Below are 16686 nucleotides of genomic sequence, written 5' to 3'. Positions count from 1 at the left end.
CTCCTCCTATCTGTCTGCGTCATATTCATCAAAAATCTCATCCACCAGCTGATGGATCTCTTCTCTTGTTACATTCTTGCAACAGCCCCAGGCCATCGCTACTGTGAGATTCTGTTTCATCTCTTCCAGGGCTCTTACCTTATCTGCATCAATGGAGATCACTGCTCCTTTTCGTCTGTCAATGGTTACAAAGCCTTCCTGACGAAGCAGTGCATATGCTTTATTTACCGTATGCATATTGATCCCTGCAATGCTCGCAAGCTGCCGTACAGAAGGCAGAGCATCCCCCTCATGAAGCCTGGATGTGGCTATCCCCATTATGATTTGATTGGTGATCTGCATGTAGATCGCCTCATCACTGTTAAAATCAATTTCTATCACCATCGGGCAATCTCTCCTCTATAACAGCAAAAGGCTGCACAGTTTCATATCCTGGCAGCCTGCTGTGATTTAATTTTTTATTTGGCGACTCCTGCGATCTTCTCCACCTGTTCTTTATTCAGGATCAGATTGAATCCAAGCGGATTTACCACATAAGCACTCGCCTGCGGAATCATCAAGCCCGGAAGTTTATCCATGGTTACTTTCGCAACACGGAGGTTCTTTCCTCTTCCGAATTTCTCAAATTCCATAACATCTGTAAATACAGGCTGAAGGATCTTGTCATCTTTGTTCTTAAGATATGGAATATGAAGTTTTCCGTTTTCTTCCTGTTCTGCATTGATGGCAATCAAGAATTCCGCTTTTCGGAGGTTTGCGATCAGCTCTTCCTCCAGCTCACGGATATTCTTATGTTCTTCCTGTTTCACCGGGCGGCGAAGCTCCTGCATGAAGTAAATGCCGGAAAGCTCAAGAGAAGGATTGAGAAGCGGTCTCTTGGCCGGTTCGATCTTACTCATATCTCTCTGACTTGCGATCCTCTGAATCTCTACTTCAATCTGCTTGTCCCCATCTGTCCAGATCACACTGTTTACGCCAATCGCATACAGAGTACCGTACAGTCTCGGAAAATCTTTCTTTTCGTATTTCATGCCCATAAGAAGAATCTTGTCCTCCAGGAGCTGTTTTCCATATTCTTTAATCTCTTCTTCTGTTGCAAAAATCCTTGCCTGATCATTAAATGTCTCCTCATCGCAGGTAACATACGGAAGCTTGGTAGCCTGAGAATATGCTACAAAAACTTCCTCCCTGTTTCTGAGTTCCTGAACTGCTTCTTCTACACTGATTCCCATTTTTCCTGTCCTCTCTGCCTCATCATTTGGATGTGACACTGCATCAAAGAAAATGGTTCGTTCTTATCGTGTTCTGTCAGCATCCAGCTTTTATTATTGATAACTATTTATGGCATTCATAGTTAACATTATTTTACAATATAATCTATAATTTCGTCAAGCTGTGTGCTAATAGTTGTAGAATTTATGTTACTGTTGCAGAATGGACAGGACAATAACGAATTTATGATTCACGCCTCGTCAATGGCCTTTCCAATGTCGTGACGCATATATTTGTTTGCAAAATCAATCCACTCAGTAGCTTCGTATGCGTTCTTTCTGGCTTCTTTGAGAGTTTTTCCTTTGGCTGTGATGCCAAGAACACGTCCGCCGTTTGTAACGATCTCGCCATCTTTAAATCTGGTTCCTGCATGGAAGCAGTAATATCCGTCCTTGTCCTTGAAATTCTCAAATCCATGGATCGGGATACCTTTCTCATATTTCACCGGATAACCGTCGCTTGCAAGAACTACACATACTGCCGCATTATCCTGGAATTTCAGATCGATCTGATCCAATTTACCGTCAACGCAGGCCTCCATTACCTCAAGGATATCATTCTCCATACGCGGGAGAACGACCTGTGCCTCCGGATCACCGAATCTTGCATTGTACTCAAGAACCTTCGGGCCATCTGCAGTAAGCATCAGCCCGAAGAAAATGATTCCTTTGAACGGACGTCCCTCTGCTGCCATGGCATCTACTGTTTTCTGATAGATATATTTCTTACAGAACTCATCAACTTCTTCTGTATAGAACGGGCTTGGAGAGAAAGTTCCCATACCGCCTGTGTTCAGTCCCTGATCTCCGTCCTGTGCACGTTTATGATCCTGTGCGGAAGTCATGGTGCGGATCGTTTTTCCGTCAACAAAGGAAAGCACGGAAACTTCACGGCCTGTCATAAACTCCTCAATGACCATGGTATTTCCGGCATTTCCGAATTTTTTATCTTCCATGATCTCCTTTACGCCGTCCTCAGCTTCCTTCAGATCTTTACAGATCAGAACGCCCTTACCAAGTGCAAGTCCGTCAGCTTTCAGAACAATCGGAAATTTTGCTTCTGTTCTTAAATATGTAAGTGCCTTCTCCGGATCATCGAAATTCTCATAGGCAGCAGTCGGAATCTCATATTTTTTCATAAGATCTTTGGAAAAAGCCTTGGAGCCTTCCAGGATTGCTGCATTCTTGCGAGGTCCGAACACCCGAAGTCCCTGTGTCTCAAATACATCTACAATACCGCCAACAAGAGGATCATCCATTCCGACGATGGTGAGATCAATCTCTTTTTCTTTGGCAAATGCAGCCAGTTTTTCAAATTCCATTGCCCCGATATCCACACATTCTGCATACTCTGCAATTCCTGCATTTCCAGGTGCACAGTAGATCTTATCTGCCTTCGGGCTTTTTGCAACGCTCCATGCGATAGCGTGTTCTCTTCCACCGCTTCCTACGATTAATATCTTCATCTGTTTACTCCTTTGTTTCATCTATCCTGTGATTACTTTAAAGAAACGATCCCATCTGTCACTGTAATCTTGTCATTTGCAATGAGATCAATAGCATCCGGAAGGATCTTCCACTCAGCCTTCTCCATCACTCTTCTCTGAAGTTCCTTAGAGGTGTCTCCATCTTTCACTTTTACAGCTTTCTGAAGGATGATCGGACCTGTATCTGTGCCTGCATCTACAAAATGTACAGTAGCACCTGTTACCTTCACGCCTCTTGCAAGCACTGCATCATGAACTTTAAGTCCGTAATAACCTTTGCCGCAGAATGACGGTATCAGGGACGGATGAATGTTAATGATCTTATTCGGATAAGCTTCCACCATCATAGGCGGAATAGCAACCAGATATCCGGCAAGAACGATCAGATCCACTCCTCTCTCCTGAAGTTTTGCAAGAAGTGCTCTGTGAAAAGCTTCCCTGTCCGGATAGTCCTTCGGCGCAATGCACAAAGCTTCGATATTATGCTTTCTGGCTCTCTCCAGCGCATAGGCAGAAGCATTATTGCTGATCACGATATCCACTTCTGCATTGGTAATATCTCCGGCATCAATTGCATCCAGGATTGCCTGGAGATTGGTCCCGCCGCCGGAAACAAGAACTCCGATTTTTAACATAAGGTCACTCCCTTTTCACCTGCTTCAATACTTCCTACAACATACGGCTTGTCTCCTGTGCTGCGGATAGCTTCCATTGTTTTGTCAACATCTGCCGGATCTACTGCAAGGATCATTCCAAGTCCCATGTTGTATGTATTATACATCATATGCTCATCAATATTTCCTTTTTCTGCAAGAAGTTTGAAGATCGGAAGTACCGGATAGCTGTCTTTCTTAACAACTGCTCTTGTACCTTCCTTCAGCATACGCGGGATATTCTCATAAAATCCGCCGCCTGTGATATGGCTGCAGGCATGGATCTTCACACCGGCATTGCGGATACTCTTTAATGCTTTTACATAGATTCTGGTCGGTGCGATCAGAGCCTCACCAAGTGTTGTGCCAAGCTCCTCATAATAGGTATCCAGAGATTCCTTTGTCATATCAAATACTTTACGTACAAGAGAAAATCCGTTACTGTGAACTCCTGTGGAAGCCATGCCGATGAGTACATCTCCCGGTTTCAGGGATTCTCCTGTAAGAAGATCTTTTTTGTCAACGACTCCTACTGCAAATCCTGCAAGGTCATACTCATCCTCAGGCATAAGTCCGGGATGTTCTGCTGTCTCACCGCCGATAAGAGCAGCTTCTGACTGTACACAGCCTTCTGCAACACCCTTTACAATCTCAGCGATTTTCTCCGGATAGTTCTTGCCACAGGCAATGTAATCCAGGAAGAACAGTGGTTCTCCACCTGCACATGCAATATCATTCACACACATTGCTACCGCATCGATTCCGATAGTATCATGCTTATCCATGACCATGGCTACTTTAACCTTCGTTCCACATCCATCTGTTCCGGAAACAAGTGTCGGTTCCTCCATGTCTTTAAATTTCTCCATGGAAAATGCACCTGAGAAACCTCCGATTCCTCCAAGTACCTCCGGTCTCATTGTCTTGGCAATATGTTTTTTCATCAGTTCTACTGATTTGTAACCAGCCTCTATATCTACGCCTGAAGTCTTGTAATCCATAATTTCCTCCTTATAGCAACACTCTTTTGTTTATTATTTATTATAATTCCTGTATCCAACTTCCTGAAGTCTTGCGTCCTTCTTCTCTACCTGCTCTTTCAGCTCCTGGCTGTAGGCTTTCAATCTGCCTAAAAGCTCTTCATCTGAAGTTGCAAGGATCTTCGCTGCAAGGAGTCCCGCATTGGCACCGCCATTGATTGCTACTGTTGCAACCGGGATACCGCTTGGCATCTGTACGATGGAATAAAGGGAATCTCTTCCTCCCAGTGATGTGGTATGCATCGGGATTCCGATGACCGGCATTGGAAAGATTGCCGCGCACATTCCCGGAAGATGAGCTGCCATTCCTGCGCCTGCAATGATTACTTTGAAGCCTTTTTCTTCTGCTGTTCTGGCATACTCGAAAAATACATCCGGTTCTCTGTGTGCGGAAATGATCTTCATCTCATAATCAATTCCCAGTTTCTCCAGAATATCTGCTGCTTTACTCATAACTGGCATATCTGAATCACTACCCATTACAATTCCTACTTTTGCCATGTTTTTCTCCTTTCGTGGTACATCTTACATTCGTTTGTGTGTTGTCTGCCGCTTTACTGACTGCGGCTGTTATGGTTATTCTACGTACAATCTCATTTTCTGTCAATACGAACGGGAAAACTGTAAATTTACTAATTAACTTATATTTTTATTTAATGGAAGATGATTAAAAGGCTTATTCAATTCCTCTGTTCCAGGGAGCACAAATCTTCCGTTCTCAATAATAGAGATCATTTCGCCCTCATCATCGATCACGCGGATACTGCCAAGCTCATCATATGGAATGGTAATATCTGTATGACATCCATAATACGCAAGACTTACATCATCTTTACGCATCTCAGAAATCTCATTATCCCTGGCAATGATCTCTTTTCCATCAGGATTATATACAGGTGTGTCTTCTGACCAGCTATAGCAGGTATCACCCACTGCAAAATGCGGTCCCATCTTCTCTGCAATAAGAATCGGAAGCTTGTCAGCAATTCCATATTTCATTGCAGCCACATAAGCTGTAGTGTTGGTTCCGATGGCAAATTCACCCATCGGTATCTTCGGATGATGGTGAAGGATATTATCCTCGATATACTTTCTGTTCTCTTCCTCTGTCTTAAAATTGGAGCAGGTATAATCAATTACCTGTCCACAGTCAAAAACAAGCTTCAGGTCACGGAACTGAAGTCCGTTGAGATATACCTTTTTCACATGAAGGATACCGCCTGTTCCTGCAAGCTGCGGAGAAGTAAATACTTCACCTACCGGAATGTTCACGTCAGCTACACAATTCTCGAAATTTGTCTGTTTTTCCGGATCAGAAATCTCATGCAGATGGATCAGAAGATCTGTGTCATTATCTCCACGTCCCTTAACCTCCACCCACTCACAGGTATCCAGTGTATTGATGATCGTCTGCTGGATTTCCTGGTAGAGATGATAATCCAGTGTATTGATCTTCACGATCTCACGGAAGATTTCTTCATAATTGCCGCCGATCTCAGGAACAGGATATGCGATAATGGTAAAACTTCTCTCATCGCCTTTGATGTAGCGGTTTACAATCTGTCCTGACTCATTATCCAGTTCTGTCTGCAGTTTCTGCTGTGTTTCATTTAATGTATAGGCTTCGGGTTTGCTTACCGGTGAAAACGGAGCTTCACCGAAAGTATCGATGCAGGCCGGACCGCCATGTACATTGGCCAGATCTTTATATTTCTCGTAGGATGTCTGCATTGCACGAAGTTTGCGCTGCACAAAATCTCCATCCAGAAACAGTGCACTGTCCTGACGGTGATCATAATCATACTGAGGATTTGCCACGCCGCCAGTATATCCCACACGGACAGAGCCTCTCTTATTTACCGCATGTACTGCATGACGGTAGATCACCGGATCCAGTCCAATCTTCCTGAACTGAATGATAGCAGCTTTTACCATTCGCTCAAACCCAAGACTGTAGCGGATGTTTACTGTTTTTTTCTTCGTGATATCCTTGCGTCCCGTGATAAAACCGATCCTGTATCCTTCTGTATAAGTAGATGCCATCTTGTCAATCTCATCCTGGGAAAGAGAATTCAGGAATTCTGCCACGCCGATCTCATTCTCTGAAACATATTCTCCATATTTATACAGATATCTGAGATCAGAAAGATCGGAATTCATGATAATATCTGCTGCAAAATCAATCTTTGGATCAACGCCTTCACGGATTCTCTGCTCCATCATATCCTGACAGTAATCATTTACATAGGAACGTAAGATTCCTTCTACTGTAGAAGCTTCCGGAAGCTCCTCCTCACAGAATGCAGAATACAGTTCCAGAAACAATTCCATGGATACAGTCATATCCCAGAGTCGTTTTTCATGGGAATATGCCGTTACTCCCATAAGCTCCGCATACAGAAAACTGAATGCTTTTCCGCAATCTCCCAGCTTTTTTACAGCATAAGCCGGATTGCCATAGCTGTTCTCATAGTTCTCCGGAAGGATATCTTTATAAAACCGATAGTTGCGTTCCTTTAACTCTTTGATGGAAAATTCTGCATCATCCTCATCCATCACATCTGCTGCCATAGAAAGAAACTCTGCCATTTTTCGGAAAAAAGTTCCAAATGGCTCTTTTACTGTGTTTTCCGTTATGATCTCACGGATTCTTGTTTCCGCCAATTCATAACGCTCTTTCATACATTCGTCCAATTTCTCATCTCCCATCTTATTTCTCATCATCGATCACGTGCCCCATGGCAATGTGCTTGTCGATCAGTTCTTTCATATATTCCCAGATTGCTTCTGAACCTTCTCCTGTTTTCCTGTTCCGCTTGTAGATCTGGCTCTTTTTTACCTGATGTTCTTCCCAGCTCTTTCCGTTAGAAGCATCATTAAGGAAAAGCGGCTGGCAGTTGTCCAGAACATGGGCAAATTTCGCTTCCGGGGTTTCGTAAGCCTCGAATTCCTCCCAGAGTTCTTTAAGCCATGTTCCCTGTTCCTCCGGAAGAATCCCGTAAATCCGCTCTGCCGCCTTGCGCTCCCTTGCATCTTTTGTCTGCGCACCTTTTTCATCGTAGGCATAGGTATCTCCTGCGTCGATCTCTACAAGATCATGAGTCAGTACCATAGGAATTACTTTTCCAAGATCCACCTCTTCATTGGAGTATTCTTTCAAAAGCACTGCCATCAGTGCCAGATGCCAGGAATGTTCCGCATCATTCTCTTTTCTGTTTCCGTCAGCAAGATATGTCTGACGAAAGATATTCTTGACTTTATCTACTTCCAGAATAAAATCAAGCTGTTTTTTTAAACGTTCTTTTTCATCCATCTGATCATACTCCTGATAAAAAAAGTCCCAGCCAAATAACCATGATCACACCGTTTAAGATGGACCCGATCATGCTGGTTCTGTGTTTTCGGTTTTCTTCTGAAAAACTTGAAAGCCCCATTGCGAAGCCGTATACAGAAAGAAGCATTGCAAAAAAGCCTGTACCTCCGATAAGCCCGCCCATTTTTCCATCAAGAAAAAGTTCAAGCACCACTGCCGCAGCAAATAGCCCGAAGGAAGCAGCTGCCAGGCCGACTGACAGCTTACCCCTGGCCGTTTCTCTCTTTTTTGCAAATGCATATCTATATCTTCTTGCCATTATGTTTTCTCCTAAAAATTTCGCAGACTGCATAGATTCCATATCCCAGTGCTGCGCCCAGAGTATTCAGTATCATATCATCCACATCAAAACATCCAACCTTTGTGATAAGCTGGATCACCTCCACACTCAGGCTGATGCAGAATCCAGATAAAATGATAAAAAATCCGTTTCTCATTCTTCTGGCAATCACCGGAAGAACGAATCCATAGGGTACAAATCCCAGCACATTCCCGAAAATGTTTGTAAAAAGCGCAAACATTCCCAGTTGTTCCCTGTATGTCCAGAAACGTCTTATTTCCACAAACGGGACAAGATTATAACGGTATTCTCTCTCCGCCTGTGCTACCCGTCCATATCCTTCCGAAAAGAACAGAAGGTATACCAGGATAAGAACATACAGTACAAAAAAAACTGTGCCGAGTTTTTTCACCCTGCGTTTTGTCCCTTTATTCAATAGTCTCCCCTGCTTAAATAATCCGAAAAGCCACACGAAGCTGCGTGCGGCTTTTCAGTTATCTCTTTATATCAATATGTCTGATTTTCTTTTGAGCAGTCTCGCACCGTTTACGATCATCAGAATTCCTGTGACAAGCCCCGTCACCAGAACGACAATACCAAGTGCAAGGCTTCCTGCCCCGCTGCTCGCCATGGTTTTATATATTTTTTCATTCATGAGCTGTGTCCTCCCAGTTCAAGCGGACATTCGGAATCCGCGGCTCTCTTATTACATAGGCATTGTATAGTGCATTATTATTCTGCACCATATTCCTCATAATATGCATCAATGGCAGCTTTCAGCTTGTCATCGATCACAACACGACCTTTATACTCTTTATTATAGAGATGCTCTACAACCTCAGCCATAGTTACGATAGCTGTTGTCTCAAGGCCATATTTCTCCTCAATCTCCTTCAGGGCACTCTTGGTTCCCTGTCCGCGCTCCATACGGTCAACAGAAACAACAAGACCGATAGGATTTACGTCTCCCTGTGCCTTGATGATCGGAAGTGTCTCCTGAATGGAAGTTCCGGCTGTTGTAACATCCTCGATAATCACAACCTTATCTCCATCCTGAATCGGGCTTCCAAGAAGAATTCCCTTATCTCCGTGATCCTTGACTTCTTTACGGTTGGAGCAGTAACGGATATCCTTACCATACATCTCACTGATCTCCATTGTTGCTGCTACAGAAAGGGGAATACCCTTGTAAGCCGGTCCGAAAAGCACATCAAAATCAAGGCCGAATTTGCTCTCGATTGCCTTCGCATAATACTGTCCAAGCTTGCGCAGCTGTGCTCCTGTACGGTAAAATCCTGTATTTACAAAAAACGGGGTCTTTCTTCCTGACTTGGTAACAAAATCTCCAAATTTCAGGACATTGCAGTCGATCATAAATTCAATAAATTCCTGCTTATACTGTTCCATTTGTATAATCCTCCATATTTTCTCATATGCTTCAGAGCGAATCTGTATTCCGTTCTGCTATATAATAAACATAAGCACATCACTGATATCGGGTTTATTCTAACATATGTGTAACAGAATTGCAATTCTGCTGACAGCACACAATTATTTCACAACACCGATCAGCTCATTGATATCTTCCACATTCTGTTTTTCAAGGAATGTCTGGATTCCTTCCACGATCTCCTCAGTTGCATAAGGATTGAAAAAATTAGCTGTTCCTACAGAAACTGCTGTTGCCCCTGCCATGATAAATTCAAGTGCATCCTCAGCAGTTGCGATTCCACCCATTCCGATGATCGGAAGAGATACTGCATTGGCAACCTGATATACCATGCGGACTGCTACTGGTTTTACAGCCGGGCCGGACATTCCACCGGTCTTATTCGCCAGGGCAAAAGTACGTCTGTTAATATCGATTTTCATACCTGTCAGTGTATTGATCAGAGAAAGAACATCTGCACCGCCGGCTTCTGCCGCTTTTGCCATCTCTGTAATATCCGTTACATTTGGGCTCAGCTTCATGATCACCGGCTGCTTTGCATATTTTTTTACTTCTTTTGTAATGTCCTCAAGAGCTTTTGGATTCTGACCGAAAGCGATTCCGCCTTCCTTAACATTCGGACAGGAAACATTAATCTCCAGCATATCTACCGGCTCATTTCCAAGACGTTCTACAACCTCGCAGTAATCCTTTGTGGATTTTCCGCAGACATTGACAATAATTTTTGTATCATATTTCCTGAGAAACGGAATGTCCCTCTCACAGAAAACATCAATTCCCGGATTCTGAAGCCCGATGGCATTGAGCATCCCGGAAGCAGTTTCTGTTACTCTTGGTGTTGGATTTCCCGGCCATGGTACATTGGCTACGCCCTTTGTTACAACTGCACCAAGTTTATTTAAATCTACAAATTCACTGTACTCCGTTCCGGAACCAAATGTTCCGGAAGCTGTCATCACCGGATTTTTAAGTTCTACGCCGGCAAGATTTACATTCATTTTGCTCATAACTCTACCTCCGTGCTTAAAAATACCGGTCCGTCCTTGCAGACTCTCTTATTGTGTACATGAGAGTGAGAATCCACGTCTTTGGACTTACACACACAGGCCAGACATGCACCTACACCGCAGGCCATTCGCTCTTCCATGGAAATCCAGCACGGAATCCCTTTCTCAAGGGCATAAGCCTTGATTGCGCGGAGCATCGGTGCAGGACCGCAGGCAAAGATCGCATCTGCCTCAAGACCATTCTCTCGGATCGCATCCATAACATTTCCCTTTGTTCCGGCAGATCCATCCTCTGTTGCCACATATACGTCACCGTAAGCTTCGAATTCTTTATTTAAAAACAGCTCATCTCTGTACCCGAGAACCATTGTTTTCTCTGCATCCAGCTGTTTCGCTGTCTCAAGCATTGGCGGGATTCCGATTCCTCCGCCCATGAGAAATACTTTTTTTCCTTTGACTGCATCCAGCGGAAATCCGTTTCCAAGAGGCCCAAGTGTCTCGATAGGTACCCCTGCATGAAGTCCGGAAAATTCTTCTGTACCGGTTCCCCTGCCTGTAACACGGTATACCAGTCTCAGCTTTTCTTCTTCCTTATCAATCTCACAGAGACTGATCGGCCTGGGAAGAAGCTTGCTTCCGTCACGGCTGTAAAGAGAGACAAACTGTCCCGGAACTGCGTTCTTCGCGATCTCACCTGCATTCAGCCACATACTGTAGATATCTTTTCCAATACATTCCTGACTGATGATCTTACAGGATCTTTTTGTTTTTTTGATTTCTGATGTGCTCATATGATGCCTCCTGTTTTATCTGTTCTCCAATGCGCCGCTGATATCTGCGATCATGTCTTTTACAGCCTGTCTGGAAGCATCTGCATAATTCTCTGCGCCAAATTCTTTATATTTTTCCTGTTTGTATGCAGCAATGATTCCTCTGGAGGAGTTTACGATAGCACCAAGTCCGTCCTCATTGAAGAAATGAACAAGATCTGCACCTTTTCCGCCCTGTGCACCGTATCCAGGAACAAGGATAAATGTTTTTGGCATGATCTTTCTTAATACTTTACCCATTTCCGGATAAGTTGCTCCAACAACTGCGCCAACATAGCTGTAGCCGTCACCCATGAGCTCATCACCCCACTGTGCAACTTTTTCACCAACCAGCTCATACAGCGGACGACCGTCGATCTCGCGGTCCTGAAACTCACCGCTTGACGGGTTGGATGTCTTAACCAGTACAAAGATACCCTTCTTCTCTTCCTTGCAGATATCCATGAAAGGTTTCACACCATCAGATCCAAGATATGGATTGACTGTTGCAAAATCTTCGTCAAAACCTGCATATTTCTTGGAGCCAACCTGCACATGGCCAAGATGTCCTACTGCATAAGCTGCAGATGTGGAACCGATATCACCACGTTTGATATCTCCAATTACTACCAGATCTTTTGCCTTACAGTAATCTACTGTTTTCTTGTATGCAACCAGTCCCGGGATTCCAAACTGCTCATACATTGCGATCTGCAGCTTTACTGCCGGGATCAGATCATATGTTGCATCTACGATTCCCTTATTGTACTGCCAGATTGCCTCTGCTGCACCTTCCAGTGTCTCACCGAATTCTGCAAAAGCTTTCTTCTGGATATGTTCCGGAATATAGTTCAGCATAGGATCCAGTCCTACAACGATTGGTGCGTTTGTTTTTCGGATGTTGCTGATCAGTTTGTTAATCATAATTATTTCTCCTCCTGGTTTTTAAATACAATTTTTCCGTCACAGATAGTATAAAGAACTTTTCCTTTTACTTTCCAGCCGTCAAACGGTGTGTTATGTCCTTTAGAAACAAATTTTTTCTTATCAATAGCATATTCATGCTCTGTGTCTACGATGATCACATCTGCAGGATGACCTTTCTGCAAAGTACCGCTTTCAAGACCTAAGATCTTCGCAGGATTCAGGCACATCTTCTCTACCATCTGCTTTAGGGTGATCACGTCTTTTTCAACCAGCTCTGTGTAGGTAAGCGGAAGGCTTGTCTCAATTCCCACGATGCCAAATGGTGTGTTCTTCATGGATCCTGTTTTCTCCTGGGCACTGTGCGGTGCATGGTCTGTACTGATCACCTGGATCGTACCGTCCTTAAGGCCCTGTTTCAGCGCTTCCACATCCTTCGGTGTACGAAGAGGCGGATTCATCTTATAATTCGGATCATCTGTCTTAATATCATCAGAAGAAAGAATAAAATGATGCGGGCATACTTCTGCTGTAATGTTGTCGTAGCCTTTTTCTTTTACGAACTTCATCATCTGGGCATCTCCGTATGTGGAGCAGTGGCAGAGGTGAAGATGTACGCCTGTTTCAAGCGCAAGAATGATATCCCTTGCTGTGATAGTATCTTCCACTGCATTGCAGATTCCCGGAAGTCCCAGTCTTCTGGCATTCTCATCATCATTCATACATCCATCACCGCGGAGATCGATATCCTCGCAGTGGTCAAAAAACGGAATACCACATTCCGCCGCAATCTTCATAGCTTCCTTACAAAGTGCTGTATTCATTACAGATTTTCCATCCTCGGAAACAGCCGGAATTCCAGCCTCTGCCATTCCTTTGATGTCTGCAAGTTCTGTTCCTTTCTCGCCTTTCGTGGCAGCCCCGGCCTGAAGTACATGGATACCTGATACCTGTGCAGCCTTGTTATGTACATAATTTACTCTGTCCGGATTGTCGATGGTGGGAGTTGTATTGGGCATGGCAACTACGGTTGTCACACCACCGCGGGCTGCTGCTGCAGAACCGCTCATGATATCTTCCTTATGTGTCTGTCCCGGATCACGGAAATGTACATGAAGATCAATGATTCCCGGCATTACCAAAAGTCCCTTTGCATTGATTACTATGTCGCCGTCTTTCTTCTTCAGTTTCTGTCCAATCTCCGTGATGATTCCGTCTTTCAGATAAATATCGCCTGTTTTATCTGTATCTGTGGCCGCATCCACGATCCGGCCTCCCTGAATCAGAATCCCCATTTATGTTCTCCTCTCATCTTCTTATAGTAGTATTTATAATATATTCTATTATATCATACACGAAAATTCTCTTTTTATAAAGAATTTTTTTACAAAGGATTTCTGAGTGCTTTTGGGCGCGGAAATTGTTGGAATTTTCTCCTTGACATTTCAAAACACGGGTTATATAATCAGAACATGGCAAGATATTTAATGTAAAATCACTAGTTTTTAGAGATTATATTTACATGAATATAGTCTGTAAAATCTGGTGATTTTTTATTATCATCAGAAGGCTATTTTAACTTTTTTATTTCTATGGAGGTAACACAAAATGAACAAGGGAACTGTAAAATGGTTCAACGCAGAAAAAGGTTATGGTTTTATCACAGGTGAGGACGGACAGGACGTATTCGTACACTTCTCCGCTATCAACGGTGAGGGCTTCAAATCTCTCGAGGAGGGACAGGCTGTATCCTACGACTTAACAGAAGGCGCACGCGGAATGCAGGCTGCTAACGTTACAAAGTTATAATTTATCAGATAAATCTATAACCATAAGAAACGTATAAGTCAAACGGGACTGCTCATATGAGTAGTCCCGTTTTTAATATATGATCCGTTCTGATATTTACTGCTGTTTTACCATTGCCGCTTTACATTATTCCCTGCATTAAATATAAAAATCCCCCGGAATGCTGAACCATCCTCCCCAAAAACAAACCATTCTCTGGAGGATAATTTCTGAACACCCCGGGGATTTTCTTATATTTGTTCTTCGCTGACCGCTGCTTATTTTCCAGGCGATCCTGTTATTCTGCACTGTCTGTGGACAGACCGGAAATGTAATCGGTCAGTGCAGAAGTATCCATTACTGTATCTACTTTAACACTGTTCTCCTTAGCCTGGATCTTCGTATAAGCAGAATAGCCAATCCATCCTACAAATAAAGCTGCAATCAGAATCCATGCTGCCATCTCAAGAACAAACTCCGCACGTTCTTTCTTCATGGCACTGGTACGTGTAGATTTGCTATTCTTATATTTATCAACTTTCTTCTGGCTCATTGTCTTTCTCCTTTGCCGGTTCAAATACTTCGTCTATTATAGCACATCTGTTTCCAAAAGAAAAGTAAAGAGTTCACGTTATTATACTGCTACGATCACTCCACCATCGTTGGCATACATACTGCTGACGCCTGCAGTATCCATCACTACGATATTGGCCGGGTTCAGTCTCTCACGAATGGCTTCTTCCAGCATCCTTGCTCTCTCCGGACAGTTGCAGTGTGTAATAGCAACTGTCTTGGACTGGATATTGATTCCTTTCTCACCAATGTGATTTACCATCTTGACGATAGCCTTGTTCATGCCTCTGGCCTGATCCAGCTGGCAGATATTCCCCTCTGGTGTGGATCCCATTACAGGTTTGATCTTTAATGCACTGGCAACCAGAGCCTTCACTCTGCTGAGACGGCCATTCTTACGCAGGGTTTCCAGATTCTCCAGTACAAAAAAAGTGCTCATTTCTTCAATATATTCATCTACTGTACTAATAACCTCTTCAAAAGAAAGTCCCTTATTCTCACATTCAATGATCTTCATAGCGATCAGACTCTCGCCACCGGATGCTGACTTGGAATTAAAAACATGTATCTTCTTTTCAGGATGTTCTTCCAGATACAGATTTTTCCCCAATACTGCACTGTTATAGGAACCACTCAGCTCGGAAGAAAGAGTCACAGCATAAATATGTTCTGCTTCATTCTCATATGCCTTCATATAGCATTCCGGAGACGGACATGCAGATTTCGGGCATTCCGGGCACTCCGCAACTTTTTTCAGAAAGCTCTTCTGATCAAAGGTCTGATCATCTATGATACTCTCATCGCCTACCATCAAGGTAAGCGGTACAGATTCTACTCTCTCGTCCTCTTTCCATTCATTCAAAAGTTCTCCACAGCTATCTATCGTAATCTTATAACTCAATTATATCGTCCTCTTTTCCATTATATGTAGTATTTAATACCACATCTATGGTATCACATAAACACGTATTTGAAAAGAGTTTTTTAAAAAGTCTATTCTTTTTTCTTTATCTGAGCTATAATATCCCTACATGCGATTACAAACGAAAGGAAGTGTAACATGCTGGCACTGAAGATCACCGATATCCGGGATTTTACCAACAAACTTTTTATAGGAGAAGTTTTTGACAAATTCTGTCTGACGGAAGCCTCCATAACTACTTTTAATACTTTTAGTATTGACGGCAGACTTCTGAAAGATTTTTTTGATACAGACAGTTTGAATAAAATCACAGAACATGGACGGACTCACTCACTTTGGAAGGATATCCGACCTTTCTGCTGGTCTGTGATACGTGGGAAGCGCACCCCGCTGAGTTTCAAGATTGTACTTCATTTAAGTCGAAGCGGTGTGGAAGCCGCAGTGCGAAATACAGATATGGGAATTTCTTCTGAACAAATTGACGGCTTATTTTTGAACCTTCAGTTCAAAAACAATAGTCTCCTTTGTACTACCGGACTTTCTCTCCGGACTTTCTCTATGGATAAACGTCCGGAACAGCTATGGGATGACATGATCCTCCATTTCCTTGATCAGAACCAGATACTCTTTGAGCAGCTCTGATCAGGCGCTTTCACTTTCTTCCATTTCAAGCAGATAATATGCCAGCATATCAATAAATTCACTGTTAGTTGGTTTGTAGTTCAGTGAATATCCTGCTATCTCCTCCAGGAACTTTCGATTTCCTTCCCAACAGACATTTACCAGTGTACGGATATCATGCTCTACATTGGTAGGTGTGGATTTATACTTTTTAGCCAGATTCGGATAGATATCTTTTGTGATCCGCAGAGGTTTCTCCTGATAGGTCATTGTCATGCGAATGGCATCTGCTGTAAAAAAATACCCTTTATATTTTGAATTCGCACCAAGCTTTCTTATTAAACCGTATATTTTTTTCATACATTTTCCTCCGCTTTTCTTTTTTTTCGAATATTCCCTCATATATAATACGACTTTTATATATATTTTTCGCTTTCTTCTGAAAATTTATTTTATATATATACTTAAGATAATATTCGAAGGCTGAT

The 16686-nt window shown here is 43.1% G+C and carries 21 protein-coding genes; 2 read left to right on the top strand and 19 right to left on the bottom strand.

Features of this window, described 5'->3' with window-relative positions; all coding sequences use genetic code 11:
- Positions 1-6: 6 nt before the first annotated feature.
- The 16 genes from AC04Q4_RS01390 to AC04Q4_RS01315 form a co-directional block, all read right to left on the bottom strand.
- Entirely contained in the window at positions 7-384 is a 378-nt protein-coding gene (locus AC04Q4_RS01390) for a GntR family transcriptional regulator (RefSeq protein WP_173738999.1), read from the bottom strand.
- A 74-nt stretch (positions 385-458) separates the two neighbouring features.
- A complete protein-coding gene (locus AC04Q4_RS01385) occupies positions 459-1232 on the bottom strand; it encodes an SseB family protein (RefSeq protein WP_173738998.1) in 774 nt (257 codons plus the stop codon).
- Positions 1233-1462: 230 nt separating this feature from the next.
- Positions 1463-2737, bottom strand: a complete 1275-nt coding sequence (gene purD, locus AC04Q4_RS01380; RefSeq protein ID WP_173738997.1) for a phosphoribosylamine--glycine ligase — start codon at positions 2735-2737, stop codon at positions 1463-1465.
- 32 nt (positions 2738-2769) lie between these two features.
- Positions 2770-3393, bottom strand: coding sequence for a phosphoribosylglycinamide formyltransferase (gene purN / locus AC04Q4_RS01375; protein WP_173738996.1), 624 nt, complete (start codon positions 3391-3393; stop codon positions 2770-2772).
- A complete protein-coding gene (purM, locus tag AC04Q4_RS01370) occupies positions 3387-4412 on the bottom strand; it encodes a phosphoribosylformylglycinamidine cyclo-ligase (RefSeq protein ID WP_119240346.1) in 1026 nt (341 codons plus the stop codon). Before purM ends, purN begins: the two co-directional genes overlap by 7 nt.
- Before the next feature lie 33 nt (positions 4413-4445).
- Positions 4446-4952 carry a 5-(carboxyamino)imidazole ribonucleotide mutase gene (purE, locus tag AC04Q4_RS01365; RefSeq protein WP_173738994.1) on the bottom strand — a complete coding sequence of 169 codons (507 nt, stop codon included), beginning with the start codon at positions 4950-4952 and terminating at the stop codon, positions 4446-4448.
- Between the two features lie 135 nt (positions 4953-5087).
- Positions 5088-7175 carry an aminopeptidase gene (locus tag AC04Q4_RS01360; protein WP_476388340.1) on the bottom strand — a complete coding sequence of 696 codons (2088 nt, stop codon included), beginning with the start codon at positions 7173-7175 and terminating at the stop codon, positions 5088-5090.
- Positions 7162-7764 (bottom strand): HD domain-containing protein, encoded by a 603-nt coding sequence (locus AC04Q4_RS01355; protein ID WP_476388339.1) that lies wholly within the window; start codon positions 7762-7764, stop codon positions 7162-7164. The genes AC04Q4_RS01360 and AC04Q4_RS01355 overlap by 14 nt, the downstream gene beginning before the upstream one ends.
- A gap of 4 nt (positions 7765-7768) precedes the next feature.
- Positions 7769-8083, bottom strand: a complete 315-nt coding sequence (locus tag AC04Q4_RS01350) for a hypothetical protein (protein ID WP_476388338.1) — start codon at positions 8081-8083, stop codon at positions 7769-7771.
- Positions 8067-8540: a VanZ family protein gene (locus AC04Q4_RS01345; protein WP_173738992.1), complete on the bottom strand. Its 474-nt coding sequence runs from the start codon at positions 8538-8540 to the stop codon at positions 8067-8069. The genes AC04Q4_RS01350 and AC04Q4_RS01345 overlap by 17 nt, the downstream gene beginning before the upstream one ends.
- A gap of 66 nt (positions 8541-8606) precedes the next feature.
- Positions 8607-8759, bottom strand: coding sequence for a hypothetical protein (locus AC04Q4_RS01340; protein ID WP_173738991.1), 153 nt, complete (start codon positions 8757-8759; stop codon positions 8607-8609).
- A gap of 77 nt (positions 8760-8836) precedes the next feature.
- On the bottom strand, positions 8837-9511 hold the full coding sequence (gene pyrE / locus AC04Q4_RS01335; protein WP_119240341.1) for an orotate phosphoribosyltransferase: 675 nt from the start codon (positions 9509-9511) through the stop codon (positions 8837-8839).
- Positions 9512-9655: 144 nt separating this feature from the next.
- On the bottom strand, positions 9656-10561 hold the full coding sequence (locus tag AC04Q4_RS01330; RefSeq protein ID WP_330594922.1) for a dihydroorotate dehydrogenase: 906 nt from the start codon (positions 10559-10561) through the stop codon (positions 9656-9658).
- Positions 10558-11352 (bottom strand): dihydroorotate dehydrogenase electron transfer subunit, encoded by a 795-nt coding sequence (locus AC04Q4_RS01325; protein ID WP_173738989.1) that lies wholly within the window; start codon positions 11350-11352, stop codon positions 10558-10560. Before AC04Q4_RS01325 ends, AC04Q4_RS01330 begins: the two co-directional genes overlap by 4 nt.
- A gap of 15 nt (positions 11353-11367) precedes the next feature.
- On the bottom strand, positions 11368-12294 hold the full coding sequence (gene pyrF / locus AC04Q4_RS01320) for an orotidine-5'-phosphate decarboxylase (RefSeq protein ID WP_476388337.1): 927 nt from the start codon (positions 12292-12294) through the stop codon (positions 11368-11370).
- 2 nt (positions 12295-12296) lie between these two features.
- On the bottom strand, positions 12297-13589 hold the full coding sequence (locus AC04Q4_RS01315; protein ID WP_173738987.1) for a dihydroorotase: 1293 nt from the start codon (positions 13587-13589) through the stop codon (positions 12297-12299).
- 313 nt (positions 13590-13902) lie between these two features.
- On the opposite strand from AC04Q4_RS01315, the gene AC04Q4_RS01310 reads away from it, so the two are divergent.
- The gene (locus AC04Q4_RS01310) at positions 13903-14103 is read left to right on the top strand and encodes a cold-shock protein (RefSeq protein WP_015525894.1); all 201 of its coding nucleotides are present in this window, start codon (positions 13903-13905) and stop codon (positions 14101-14103) included.
- Positions 14104-14380: 277 nt separating this feature from the next.
- On the opposite strand, the gene AC04Q4_RS01305 is transcribed toward AC04Q4_RS01310, so the two are convergent.
- Together AC04Q4_RS01305 and AC04Q4_RS01300 are read right to left on the bottom strand one after the other, a co-directional pair.
- Positions 14381-14635, bottom strand: a complete 255-nt coding sequence (locus tag AC04Q4_RS01305) for a hypothetical protein (RefSeq protein ID WP_173738986.1) — start codon at positions 14633-14635, stop codon at positions 14381-14383.
- 81 nt (positions 14636-14716) lie between these two features.
- Positions 14717-15556 carry a DegV family protein gene (locus tag AC04Q4_RS01300; protein ID WP_173738985.1) on the bottom strand — a complete coding sequence of 280 codons (840 nt, stop codon included), beginning with the start codon at positions 15554-15556 and terminating at the stop codon, positions 14717-14719.
- A 159-nt stretch (positions 15557-15715) separates the two neighbouring features.
- Here AC04Q4_RS01300 and AC04Q4_RS01295 point away from each other — a divergent pair, with 159 nt between their 5' ends.
- Positions 15716-16219: a DUF5721 family protein gene (locus AC04Q4_RS01295; protein ID WP_173738984.1), complete on the top strand. Its 504-nt coding sequence runs from the start codon at positions 15716-15718 to the stop codon at positions 16217-16219.
- Here AC04Q4_RS01295 and AC04Q4_RS01290 read toward each other — a convergent pair whose 3' ends face one another.
- Positions 16220-16558: a sporulation initiation factor Spo0A C-terminal domain-containing protein gene (locus AC04Q4_RS01290; protein ID WP_173738983.1), complete on the bottom strand. Its 339-nt coding sequence runs from the start codon at positions 16556-16558 to the stop codon at positions 16220-16222.
- Positions 16559-16686: the final 128 nt, after the last annotated feature.

This window comes from Blautia sp. HA8986, from assembly GCF_056504635.1.
The sequence above is the reverse complement of the archived record's forward strand: the minus strand, read 5'-3'. Positions and strand labels throughout refer to the sequence as shown.

What these genes read in the sequence shown, in the direction of transcription:
- AC04Q4_RS01390 (WP_173738999.1), bottom strand. Translation starts at nt 384, where the DNA reads ATGGTGATAGAAATTGATTTTAACAGTGATGAGGCGATCTACATGCAG.
- AC04Q4_RS01385 (WP_173738998.1), bottom strand. Translation starts at nt 1,232, where the DNA reads ATGGGAATCAGTGTAGAAGAAGCAGTTCAGGAACTCAGAAACAGGGAG.
- purD (WP_173738997.1), bottom strand. Translation starts at nt 2,737, where the DNA reads ATGAAGATATTAATCGTAGGAAGCGGTGGAAGAGAACACGCTATCGCA.
- purN (WP_173738996.1), bottom strand. Translation starts at nt 3,393, where the DNA reads ATGTTAAAAATCGGAGTTCTTGTTTCCGGCGGCGGGACCAATCTCCAG.
- purM (WP_119240346.1), bottom strand. Translation starts at nt 4,412, where the DNA reads ATGGATTACAAGACTTCAGGCGTAGATATAGAGGCTGGTTACAAATCA.
- purE (WP_173738994.1), bottom strand. Translation starts at nt 4,952, where the DNA reads ATGGCAAAAGTAGGAATTGTAATGGGTAGTGATTCAGATATGCCAGTT.
- AC04Q4_RS01360 (WP_476388340.1), bottom strand. Translation starts at nt 7,175, where the DNA reads ATGATGAGAAATAAGATGGGAGATGAGAAATTGGACGAATGTATGAAA.
- AC04Q4_RS01355 (WP_476388339.1), bottom strand. Translation starts at nt 7,764, where the DNA reads ATGGATGAAAAAGAACGTTTAAAAAAACAGCTTGATTTTATTCTGGAA.
- AC04Q4_RS01350 (WP_476388338.1), bottom strand. Translation starts at nt 8,083, where the DNA reads ATGGCAAGAAGATATAGATATGCATTTGCAAAAAAGAGAGAAACGGCC.
- AC04Q4_RS01340 (WP_173738991.1), bottom strand. Translation starts at nt 8,759, where the DNA reads ATGAATGAAAAAATATATAAAACCATGGCGAGCAGCGGGGCAGGAAGC.
- pyrE (WP_119240341.1), bottom strand. Translation starts at nt 9,511, where the DNA reads ATGGAACAGTATAAGCAGGAATTTATTGAATTTATGATCGACTGCAAT.
- AC04Q4_RS01330 (WP_330594922.1), bottom strand. Translation starts at nt 10,561, where the DNA reads ATGAGCAAAATGAATGTAAATCTTGCCGGCGTAGAACTTAAAAATCCG.
- AC04Q4_RS01325 (WP_173738989.1), bottom strand. Translation starts at nt 11,352, where the DNA reads ATGAGCACATCAGAAATCAAAAAAACAAAAAGATCCTGTAAGATCATC.
- pyrF (WP_476388337.1), bottom strand. Translation starts at nt 12,294, where the DNA reads ATGATTAACAAACTGATCAGCAACATCCGAAAAACAAACGCACCAATC.
- AC04Q4_RS01315 (WP_173738987.1), bottom strand. Translation starts at nt 13,589, where the DNA reads ATGGGGATTCTGATTCAGGGAGGCCGGATCGTGGATGCGGCCACAGAT.
- AC04Q4_RS01310 (WP_015525894.1), top strand. Translation starts at nt 13,903, where the DNA reads ATGAACAAGGGAACTGTAAAATGGTTCAACGCAGAAAAAGGTTATGGT.
- AC04Q4_RS01305 (WP_173738986.1), bottom strand. Translation starts at nt 14,635, where the DNA reads ATGAGCCAGAAGAAAGTTGATAAATATAAGAATAGCAAATCTACACGT.
- AC04Q4_RS01295 (WP_173738984.1), top strand. Translation starts at nt 15,716, where the DNA reads ATGCTGGCACTGAAGATCACCGATATCCGGGATTTTACCAACAAACTT.
- AC04Q4_RS01290 (WP_173738983.1), bottom strand. Translation starts at nt 16,558, where the DNA reads ATGAAAAAAATATACGGTTTAATAAGAAAGCTTGGTGCGAATTCAAAA.